This window comes from Actinacidiphila oryziradicis (assembly GCF_005047355.1).
In the GTDB taxonomy this organism is placed as follows: Bacteria; Actinomycetota; Actinomycetes; order Streptomycetales; family Streptomycetaceae; genus Actinacidiphila; species Actinacidiphila oryziradicis.
In genome coordinates, this window is record NZ_SUMC01000171.1 from 1 (window position 1) to 10,850 (window position 10,850).

Here is a 10,850-nt window from a genome sequence, read left to right on the forward strand (position 1 = left end):
CAGCGGCCGTTCTCTCGTGCTTCGTGACTCGACATCTCGAAGCGTGGAGAACGGCCGCCCCTTCTGTCCCGGGAAGAACCGCAGATCAGCAGGTCGGGTGACCTGCGAGGTTAAACGTCAAGCTCAGAAGCCGTATTCCTATCGATCATGGATGCGGTTCTGATCGAACATCGGGCTTGGCCGGGTGATCTCCGGTCGCGGAGCGCATGAAGACAGGGCCTCCGGTGCAGCACGAGGGGTGTTGAGTCCAACCCGTGCGCCCCGGAGGCCCTGATGTCGCAGTTGTACGCGGTTACGTCCCTGGAGTTCAACTCGGCGCGCTCGGCGTGCGATTGCCTCGCTCACCGGTTCGGGAACGCGGCCGATCAGCCGGAGAGGGCCCCGGTCTACAACTCGGATATGACGGACGCCCAGTGGGCGGTGGTCCGTGACGAGATGCCGACACCGGGCTGGCTGGAGGGGAGGGGCGGCCGGCCGGAGGGCTACTGCCACCGGCAGATGATCGACGCGGTCTTCTACGTCACCGACAACGGCACGAAGTGGCGATCCCTGCCGGTGGACTTCCTGATGTGTTCTATGGAATCCGAGCGTCACGAGCCCGCGGGTAGGACACACGCCCCACCTGCGAGGATTCCATCGAACAAGGATTCTGTGGACTGCGACGGAGGAGCATTCCACAGAACGCCCTGGGACCGGGTCTACGCCTTCTCCCGCAGGTGGCGGAAGAATGATCTGCCCAAGGAACTGCACGACCGGCTGCGCGACAAGGTCCGCCTCGCCGAGGGCCGGGATGTGGAGCCGACCGCGGGGATCATCGACTCGCAGTCGGTGAAGGCGGCCGCCTCGGTGCCCGCCGCGTCACGCGGATACGACGGCGGGAAGAAGATCAACGGCAGGCGCCGGCACGTCATCACCGACTGTCTCGGCATGATCCTGATGGTCATGGTGACCGCCGCGGACGTCACCGACCGCCAGGCCGCCCGGATCATGCTGCCCGGGCTGCGGGAGAGGTTCCGCGAGCTCACCTTGGTGTGGGCCGACGGCGGATACACCGGCAGCCTCGTGGACTGGGCGAAGGAGAAACTGCAGCTCACCCTGCAGATCGTCAAGCGCAGTGACGACATGAAGGGCTTTGTGGTGCTGCCGCGCCGGTGGGTGGTGGAGAGGACATTGGGATGGCTGATGCGCTCGCGTCGCCTGGTCCGGGACTTCGAGACCCTGCCCGAAAGCAGCGAGGCGTTCATCTACTGGTCGCAGACCATGCTCATGAGCCGCCGCCTGGCCCGCACCACCCGCACGACCCGCACCACTGTGCCTGTCAGTTCGCCGGTGACGACGCTCGCGGCTTGAACCTGCCCTCCGGAGTCCGCTCCACCCAATGCCTCTCGGCCAGCCGCTTCGCTCTCGAACGCACCCCTTCGATCTTCGCCGCTGTCAACTCCAGCCCCCAGCCGGGCCGTCATCTCCTTCGCCTGCATGCCCTCCACGCCGAGCCCGGGCTCGGCCTCCAACAGCTCCACGATCTTCCGGTACTCCGACGACAGCGACTGAACCGTCATGCCCTCCCGCCGGTCCGGCACTCTCGACCGGGCGACCGGGGCCTTGCCCACCGCCGGCGGCGGCCGCTGACCAGGCACGTCCGGCGCCGGCACGTCTCTCACCCCCTCAGGAACGGCCAGGGCCTCGGACAGTTCTTCCCGCGCGATGACCCGGCGCTCCAGCACCATTTCGGCTTCACCGAGAGCGGCCAGGATCCGGTCCGCCTCCGCCTGAAGCTCCTCCACGGCCACCCGGGCCACCCGCTCCCGCTCCTCCAGCAAGCCCCTCACCGATGACACCGACCGCCTCCACACCGCCCTCGACGAACAGAACGGTCCAAGCCTCCCTCGGCAACACCGAAACCATGCCCGACCAGCGGAAAGTCAGCGATCACATCCGGAAAGACAAAAGCTTCTAAGCGACCAGGGAGGTCTCCAGGGCTCACTGATCGCCGAAGGCCCGTGCCTGCTGTGCCATCCTGCCTGCTCGGACCCCCGCGGAGCCAGCGCCCCCGCTACCCGCGCCCGACGGGTCTGTGCCGACCCACCTGCCTCCTGGAGCACGGGCTCACCGGCCGGGTTTCTGCCGCAGTGCCCGGCCGATGGCCTGGACGATGTCATGGGGCGCGCCCTTGGGGTCCAGGAGGGCCACACTGTCCACAGCTTTTGATGTCGACGCCTTCCCCGAGGACCTTGCAGTTCGAGAGGATCGCCCGCCCCGCCCGGGCCGCGAAGTCGCCCAGGACCTGGCGCCGGCGTTCGGCGGTATGTTCGCCCTGGAGCCAGTCGGACCACACCTTATCCGGGTACTTGTTGATGGGCGTCACTGGTTTGTCAGTGGGGCGGCGTCATGGGGTGTCACTGGTCGCGGACGGTTGAGGTGCGGTTTTTACGGCTCCCCTGTCGCTTCCGTGGGTCGTTGACCAAGCCTGATACATGCTCGCGGCAAAAACAATGCGCGCGCCGTGCGGCCCCGGAAGCGTCGAACGATTCCGGGGCCGTGTATCGCCGGGTGGAGGGGTGCTGATCGCCGGGTGAAGGGGTGCTAGATGGCGTGGGAGCCTTCGCCGAGCTGGAGGTCCAGAACTGCACGGCCTATCAGTTGGGGCTGGGGCTGCCAGGGGCTGGAGAGGGCACCGTCCTGGAGTTTGACGGTGTGCTTGTCGTCGACCTCGATGACGCCGACGCGCCGGTCGTGCAGCGCGAAGCTCCGGGCCTTGCCCAGGGCTTGGAAGGTGATCCTGGTGTCATCGAGGCTGCCCTCGCGGACGAGGAGGTCGCTCTGGCCGGTGAGCAGGCCGATGCGGTCGCCGTCCAGCTTCACGGTATGGGCGTCCGAGCGCCACAGGGAATGCCAGGTGGCGTCCTTGAGGGGGCCTTGGGTGACGCGGAGTTCATTCTGGTCGGTAATGACGGCCAATCGGTCGTTCTGGAGGGCGAACGAATGGACGTTGGGCACCTTCAACGCCCAGCCCGCGCGCAGATCGCCCTCCTTGACCCAGAGGGCGTTTCGCGTGGTCGGGTCGTTACAGAGGACGGCGATGCGGTCGCCCCACATCAGGATCTGGTAGATCTGGCCGGGAAGACTCGCGATCTCTCTCCAGTCGGGAGTGGCGAGGGGGCCTTCGGTGCCGTAAAGAATGTTGGTGCCCGCTTGCCGCGAGACGAGCATGCGGTCGCCTTCGATGGCGAATTTCGAGATGCTGTTGGGCCACTGGTTGCGCCAGTTGGCGGGGCTCAGGGTGCCTTCCATGACGTTGAACGAGCCGTCGAGGCTCAGGGCGGCCAGTCGTCCGGCGGACATGGCCACGGAGTAGCAGCCGGCCGGTATCAGGCTGACCGGGCCGGCGGAACCCTCCTGGGCGACGAGTGCGCCGGAGGCGGTGATCCAGGCGATCCGGTCGCCCTCCAGGGCGAACGCCGACGTTTTCGGGGTGGCGGGGATCTCGGTCCACGGGGAGGTGACGCGGCCCTCTTGAACGAACAGGCTCTGGGAGTAGGACCACGCGACGGCCCGGGGCGTGATCCCGAATATCGCGTACAGGTACCGGCACATCTCGGTGGACATCTCCACGTGGGGCCGGTTCCTGGAGGAGACGAAGTAGTCGGTGAACGGGGTGTCGGCCCCCTCGGCCGGAACGGGGGTGTAGGGGCCGCTGTTCGCCAGGTCGATCGCGCTGACAGTGGGGACGAAGCAGGGATTGTCGTAGTAGTGCTCGACGTTGGCGCCGCTGTCCAGGAGGGCTTTCGCGATCTGCCCGTTGTAGTCCGACGTACCGCCGGGCGCCCCGTCGTAGTTGACGGCGCCGCTGATTTTGCACCAGAGCTCGTTCTTGAATGGGAGCTGGAATGAGCTCAGTTGCCCCGCACCGGTGGGCAGCGCCCAGGTCTTTCCCTTTGTGGTATTCAGGTACATCGACCAGCTCAGAGTGAGAGCGTGGTCGGGAACGACCTTCCGGCCGTCGCCGGCGCCGTCGGCCAGCGCGATCCGCCGGGGGCGCTGGGGGTAGCCCGTGCCGTGGTTGAGCGCGCGCAGTTCGGCGTAGAACTGCCGGTGCAGGACGGACGGGCCGGTGTCCCAGGACTCGGCGGAGGGCGTGGAGTAGTAAACGAGTTGCTGGGCGGCCGGGGAGAGCAGCAGCGCGGCTTTTTCCTTGGCGGTTTCTTCGACTGTCGCCAGGCACAGGATCTGGTGTGCTCCGCCGGGAGGGACGTTGGCGCCCTGGTGGGGGGCGTCCAGGGACAGCCAGACATCGGTCTGGTGGTCGATGCCTTCCTGCTCCATGTAGGCCAGGGCGTACCGGGTGATGATGCCACCCATGCTCGCGCCGCCCACGATCAGCGGGTGCGGGTTCTTGGCGGGCTCGCGCGCCCTGATCACCCGTCGGACGCACTCGACGGCCGCGAACGCGTTGCGCTGGATGTAGTCGTGTCCGTTGCCGTAGGTGAGCAGCACCGCGTCGTAGCCGTGCTCCAGCATCGTTTGGAGGAAACGGTTCGTGTTCAGTATCTCGTAGATGTACTCGTAGTGATGGCCTGGGAATCCATCGGCGAGGACGATGGGATTGACCAGTCGGGTGTGTTTGGTCCGTCTGCTGTCGGAGCCGTAAAGAATGTAGGCGATTCCGGTTCCGACCTGCCCGAGGTAGGGGATCGTCGCCTGGAATTCCCACTTGTCGTCCCAGTGTGGTGTTCCCACCGCGCCGCCGACGTCGATCGAGAAGGCGGCTTCGAGGGTCTCGTCCGGATAGCCGGCGACGATCCGGACCGTTTTACCGCCGGGGGAATCGTAGGTGACGGGCACCAGCTCGCCGAATGCGACGGCCCGCGGACCGTTTCCGTCACCCGCGTCGAGGGTAAACGTCACGGGGCTGCCGCCGGTGTTGTGCAGGAACAGCTCTGGCGGGAGGCAGTAGGTGATCTCCAGGTCCGGCCACTGGTGGGGCAGGAAACCGAAGGTGAAGTCCGGCAGCGCCGGCAGGATCGCAGAGGCGAAGTAGGCGCGGGCGCCGTGAAGTTCGGATGCCAGGTCCTCGGAGGTGAGGCTCTCGGAGGCGAGGTCCGGAGAGGCCGGGTCCTCGGGCGGCGTCGCCGGGGCCTCGCCGCGCGCGTTTGCGAGGAGCAGGCTGGTGAGGCGCTCGGACAGATGGTTGTAGGCCAGGTCGGCCACCGCGATCGGCACCGCGCCCCGGGCGCGAACGGCCGACGCCCGTGACGTGATCTCGTCGGGAGTGGGCAGCGAGGACGATTCCACGGACCCCGGCAGGACACCTCGGTGGAGGTCGGCGTAGAGCTGCTGCCAGCGTGTCTGGTCCAGCGGATCGGCTCCGGCGGTGCCCCTGTGCTGTCGGATGTCCTGGAGCGCGAACGGCACTTCGCAGAGAATGCCGGTCGGCACCGTGGTGCTGTCCGCGAGCAGGCGCAGTCTTCGCAGGAAATCGCGGGATTCGGGTTCCTGATGTTCGGTCATGCCGAGCTCCTCCCGAAAAAGACGCACGCGTACCACCGAACAGGGCATCTGGAACGCGGAGCGGGCGCGGCTCTCCCCGAGGAACGCCCTGCGTCGGATGGAATGGTTCATCACAGCAACGGTCACTCACAGCCGACCGTGATTCCGGTGTTGAGGTGCACCGGCGAGCTACACGGAGTCTTCACCGTTTCCGACGGTCCGTCAAGATCTTTACAAGTAACACACAAATCGCTCACGGGGGCGTGCGCGCCGGTGCCGTGGGACCTTCCCCGCTCATTGCGGGTGCCGATTAATCATCCTTCCTGCTCAGGCGGCATGTTGGTACTCATGGAGGGTTCCGCTGAGTCGGTCCCGTCGTAGCTGTTCAGCTGAGGTGACGGGTCTTCAGGCTGCTACTGCGACGTGACCGGGCGTGAGGGCAGGCGGGAGCCACGCGCCGGTGGTGAAGAGCTTTTCCAGAGCGTCGAGTTTGTCCAGGCCCCACTTGCCGACGGTCGACAGGTAGGACTGGACGACAGCGAAGTCGATCAGTCCCTGGAGAGTTCTCCAGCAGCCGCCGGACGTCCGTTGCTGCACTTTGACGGGGCGTTGGTCGCGCTCAGCTTGATTGTTGCTGAAGGGAACGGCGAGGTCGGCGGTGAAGCGGAGGATCATGTCCTCCTGGCGCTCGAACCGCCCGAGTAGCGTGCGGGCCGCGTCGGCCAGGGGGCCCCGTTGGCCCAGGTTGTCATCCCGGCCACGCGCGAGCGCGCCGAGGTAGCGGTTGCGGATCCGCGCCAGGACGTGCGGTTCGAGGCCGGCAGCGCGGGCGGCGTGCGCGGCGGCGTTGGCCTCGCACAAGGTGGTCGCCATCGCCTCGGCCCACAACTGGCCTGCGGAGTCGCCCTCGTGGATGCTGTGCAGGTCACGCAGGAGGTGGGCCCCGCACCAGGCGTGCAGCAGGTGGTCGAGATGGGTGTAGCCGCCGTAGCCGTCGCGGACCATCACGCCGTCGAAGGCGGACCAGATGCCGCCCGCGTCTATGGCTTCCTTGGTGCGGTCCCCGACGTGCATCGCCGTGAGATAAGGAGTGCAGGCCACGTGCAGGTAGCGCGGGGCGCCCGCCGCTCGCGCGCAGGTTTCGTCCGCGTGAGCCACCGCAGCGGAGGCGATCAACTCCCGGACCCGGGGCAGGAAGTCCTGCTCCAGCAGGCGGGCGGCCTTCCCGCGCAGGACAGCGACCCAGCCGGCGGACACCGCAGACCCGAGCAGCGCCGCCAGCACCGAGGCGGCCCGGCGGACGGGAAGATGGTGCGCGCACACCAGCCAGGCCGCCCGCGCCATCAGCTTCGGCCCGTACTGCACCCGCCCGCGCGCCCACGCCGGGACCTCACCCACCGTGGTGGTGCCGCAGCCGGTATAGGTCCGCGACACGATCCGGTACTCGGTCACCCTCGGACGCGGCAGCGGAGGCGGGACGTCGAAGACCTGGTGACGGCGCTCATCGAAGACTGGGGCACCTGCCAGGGAGTCACCGCACCCGCAACATGCCTCCGGGTCCTGGACGAAGGTCTCGTCCGGGTCCTCGACCCGCTTGAGCGTGGTGCCGGGGGCTCCGTCCTGCTTGCCAGGACCGCGGCCCGAACGCGTCCGCGAGGACCGCTTCGGCGCGGGCTTGGCAAACGGAGCGTCCGAGGACGGTGGCTTGGAGGAGTTCGACGAGTCCTTGCCCAGCTGCCGCTCCAGCTCCGCAACCCGGGCAACCAGCCCCGCGACCTGCACCGCCTGCTGCTCGACCAACGCGGTCAACGCCGCGATCGTGGCGTCCTTCGCCGACAGCAGGAGCAGCAACTCCTCGCGCGTCGGCTCACCCCTGGACTCCACACCACAGAGCGTATCGATCAAGAACCGGCCAGGTCCAACGGACCGTCACCCCTGGCTGAACAGCTACCTCCCACCCGCATCAGTCCGCCTGAAAACCGCCCGGAAAAGCAGATAGGGGAGGCTTACGAATGTCCGCAATCAAGCTCCGAGAACACCAGGTAGTCGCGAATTCCCGTATCCGTAAATGGGTCGGATTCCCTGCAAGGTCAACTGTGCCCCCACAGGGGGCCCGTGCCACCCTCGTGTCAGCGACCGGATCCGGGAAGACCTACACAGCCGCCGTGGCCGCGCTGGACTGCTTCCCGGACGGCCGGATCCTGGTCATGGTGCCCACCCTGGACCTCCTGGTGCAGACCGCCCAGGCATGGCAGACCGTCGGCCACCGCTCCCCGATGGTCGCCGTGTGCTCGCTGGAGAAGGACGCCGTCCTGGAGCAGCTCGGGGTGCGGACCACCACCAACCCGATCCGGCTTGCCCTGTGGGTCGGGTCCGGGCCCGTGGTGGTGTTCGCCACGTACGCCTCTCTGGTGGACCGGGAGGACACGGACGCACCGACGGGCCAGGGACGCGTCCGGGAGCCGCTGGAAGCGGCCCTGGCGGGCGGAGAACGCCTGTACGGGCAGCGGATGGACCGATTCGACCTGGCGGTGGTAGACGAGGCGCACGGTACTGCCGGAGACGTCGGGCGGCCCTGGGCTGCCATCCACGACAACACCCGCATCCCCGCCGACTACCGCCTCTACCTGACCGCCACGCCCCGAATCCTGGCGGCGGCCCGGCCGCAGAACGGCAAGGACGGCCAGGAGCTGGAGATCGCCTCGATGCGAAGCGACCCGAACGGGACCTACGGCGAGTGGATTTACGAGCTCGGGCTCTCGGAGAGCATCGAGCGCGGAATTTTGGCGGGCTTCGAGATCGACGTGCTGGAGATCCGCGACCCGGACCCGATCCTTGGCCTGTCCGAAGAGGCCCTGCGGGGCCGGCGCCTGGCGCTGCTGCAGACCGCCCTCCTGGAGCACGCCAGCCGGCACAATCTGCGCACCGTGATGACTTTCCACCAGCGGGTAGAGGAAGCTGCGGCGTTCGCGGCCAAACTGCCCGAGACAGCGGCCGAGCTGTACGCCACCGAGGCATCCGACCAGGCCCTCGAGGACGCCGCCGCGCTGCCGCCTTCGTCGATCGACGCAGAGTTCTACGAACTGGAGCCGTTCCGGCACGTGCCCGCAGACCGGGTGTGGGCGAACTGGCTGTGCGGGGACCACCTCGTCAGCGAGCGGCGGGAGGTACTGAGGCAGTTCGCCAACGGCATCGACGCGGAGAACAAGCGGGTCCACCGGGCGTTCCTCGCGAGTGTTCGGGTCCTCGGTGAGGGCGTGGACATCGTGGGCGAGCGCGGCGTGGAAGCCGTGTGCTTCGCCGACACCCGCGGCTCCCAGGTCGAAATCGTCCAGAACATCGGCCGGGCTCTCAGGCCGAACCCGGACGGCACCACCAAGGTCGCCAGGATCATCGTGCCGGTCTTCCTCGCACCCGGCGAGAACCCGAACGACATGATCGCCTCAGCCAGCTTCCGCCCCCTCGTAGCCGTCCTCCAGGGCCTCCGCTCGCACGATGAACGACTCGTGGAGCAGCTCGCGTCCCGCGCCCTGTCGCGTGGCAGCCAGGAGCGGCGCACGCACGTTCAGCGCGATGAGGAGGGTCGAATCGTCGGGGCCGGGGAGGACGAGGACGTCGACCAGGAGCAGGACGAGACGCAGGCCGCGGTGGAGTCCGCGCTGCTGCACTTCTCCAGCCCACGCGACGCGGCGACGATCGCGGCATTCCTGCGGACCCGGGTCTACCGGCCGGAGTCGCTGGTGTGGCTGGACGGCTACCAGGCCCTGCGCCGCTGGAGGGCCGAGAACGAGATCACCGGCCTGTATGCCGTGCCGTACGACACCGAGGTGGAAGTCGGGGTCACGAAATCCTTCCCGCTGGGACGGTGGGTGCACCAGCAGCGGCGCGCCCACCGCGCCGGCGAACTGGAGGCGCACCGCAAGGAGCAGCTGGACACCGAAGGGATGGTCTGGGAGCCGGGTGACGAGGCGTGGGAGACCAAGCTCGCCGCGCTCCGCTCGTTCCGGCGTGCACACGGGCACATGGCCCCGCGCCAGGACGCCGTGTGGGGCGAGGGAGACAACGAGCTGGTGCCGGTCGGGCAGCTGATCGCCAATCTGCGGCGGAAGGGCGGACTGGGCAAGGACGCGGAGCGGGCCGAGGACCGAGCCAGGCAGCTGACGGCGATCGATCCGGACTGGAACTGCCCCTGGCCGCTGGACTGGCAACGGCACTTCCGCGTCCTCGCCGACCTGGTCGACGCCGACGGCACCCTCCCCGACATCCAACCCGGCGTCCTCTTCGAAGGCGACGACCTGGGGAAATGGCTGGAGCGGCAGACAGGCAACTGGGCACAGCTCTCCACCGAACAACAGGAACGGCTTGCTGGACTGGGTGTGAAGCCCGCTGAGCGACTCGCTGCGGCCCCGCCCAAGAAGAGCGCGGCTGGCGGTCCGGCCAAGGCCTCGGCAGCCTTCACGCGGGGCGTGGCAGCCCTGGCGCAGTACATCGCGCGGGAGGGCGCGGGCAGGCCGGTGCCGCGCGGGCACAGCGAAGAGATCGCCGTCGACGGCGAGGCCGAACCAGTGTCCCTCCGGCTTGGCGTATTTCTGAGTAACACCAAGGCGAGGCGGGACAAGCTCACCCGCGAGCAGCGGGCAGCGCTCGCCGAGCTGGGCATCGAATGGGCATAGTGCGACGAGACGCAGGCCAGGAGCACTGGGAGACCACCCCGAGCGCGCCAAGGCCCTGGCGGCGATCGACCCGGACTGGAACCCGAAGTGGCCAGTGGACTGGCAGCGCACCTACGCCGCCGTCCGGGAGTGCCTGAACTCCGGCGCCACCCTCGCCGAGATCCTGCCCGGCGTCACCCTGCACGGCCAGGACGTCGGGAAATGGCTGACCAAGCAGCGCTAGCACGTCGTCTGGAAGAGCCTGGTGCCAGAGCAGCGAGAACGTCTGGAGCAGCTCGGCGTCCGAGCCCACCACCGCCCCGGCCCCGACGTCCGCGAAGGCTCTGTGACCGTCCCCAGAGGCCACGTTGAGGCGCTGGAGGACGGCTCGGGAGAGGTGAAGCTGGGGGTGTTCCTGTCGAACACCAAGTCAAGGCGGGCCAAGCTCACCGCGGACAAGCTCCGCGGTCCTCGCCGAACTGGGACTCAACTGGGCGTGACCCGCATAGCGTCAGCCGGACGTGCTCGGGTGCTCGGGATGTGGTGGTGAGCCTCGGCCCGGCCCTATCTCATAGGCCGGAGTGGAGAGGACGGCCGCCACTCCCAGCAGTCGGCGCAGTCCTCCGCGTGCTCGGCGCCTCGGCCGTCCCGGAGGACGGGCGCCACCCGAGGCACATGGGCCAGGACCTCGGCCGCCTCTTCGACCTGCCG

At 68.2% G+C, this 10,850-nt stretch carries 7 protein-coding genes; 4 read left to right on the top strand and 3 right to left on the bottom strand.

Annotated features, from left to right (window positions below; translation table 11 throughout):
* Positions 1-273 precede the first annotated feature (273 nt).
* Entirely contained in the window at positions 274-1,350 is a 1,077-nt protein-coding gene (locus tag FCI23_RS61835; protein WP_246144865.1) for an IS5 family transposase, read from the top strand.
* Here FCI23_RS61835 and FCI23_RS51600 read toward each other — a convergent pair.
* From FCI23_RS51600 to tnpC, 3 genes are all read right to left on the bottom strand, one after another.
* Positions 1,245-1,838 carry a hypothetical protein gene (locus tag FCI23_RS51600; protein WP_136730869.1) on the bottom strand — a complete coding sequence of 198 codons (594 nt, stop codon included), beginning with the start codon at positions 1,836-1,838 and terminating at the stop codon, positions 1,245-1,247. The two genes, FCI23_RS61835 and FCI23_RS51600, sit on opposite strands and share 106 nt — an antisense overlap.
* Positions 1,839-2,583: 745 nt before the next feature.
* The gene (locus tag FCI23_RS51610; RefSeq protein ID WP_136730870.1) at positions 2,584-5,508 is read right to left on the bottom strand and encodes a lipase family protein; all 2,925 of its coding nucleotides are present in this window, start codon (positions 5,506-5,508) and stop codon (positions 2,584-2,586) included.
* Between the two features lie 384 nt (positions 5,509-5,892).
* Entirely contained in the window at positions 5,893-7,335 is a 1,443-nt protein-coding gene (tnpC, locus tag FCI23_RS51615) for an IS66 family transposase (RefSeq protein WP_136730872.1), read from the bottom strand.
* Positions 7,336-7,499: 164 nt separating this feature from the next.
* Here tnpC and FCI23_RS51620 point away from each other — a divergent pair, with 164 nt between their 5' ends.
* The 3 genes from FCI23_RS51620 to FCI23_RS63470 all read left to right on the top strand — a co-directional run bounded on the left by FCI23_RS51620 (position 7,500) and on the right by FCI23_RS63470 (position 10,689).
* On the top strand, positions 7,500-10,160 hold the full coding sequence (locus tag FCI23_RS51620) for a DEAD/DEAH box helicase (protein ID WP_136730871.1): 2,661 nt from the start codon (positions 7,500-7,502) through the stop codon (positions 10,158-10,160).
* 94 nt (positions 10,161-10,254) lie between these two features.
* Complete coding sequence (locus tag FCI23_RS63465) at positions 10,255-10,383, top strand: hypothetical protein (protein ID WP_322974051.1); 129 nt, start codon at positions 10,255-10,257, stop codon at positions 10,381-10,383.
* A gap of 21 nt (positions 10,384-10,404) precedes the next feature.
* Positions 10,405-10,689, top strand: coding sequence for a hypothetical protein (locus FCI23_RS63470; protein WP_211265854.1), 285 nt, complete (start codon positions 10,405-10,407; stop codon positions 10,687-10,689).
* The last annotated feature ends 161 nt before the right edge of the window (positions 10,690-10,850 follow it).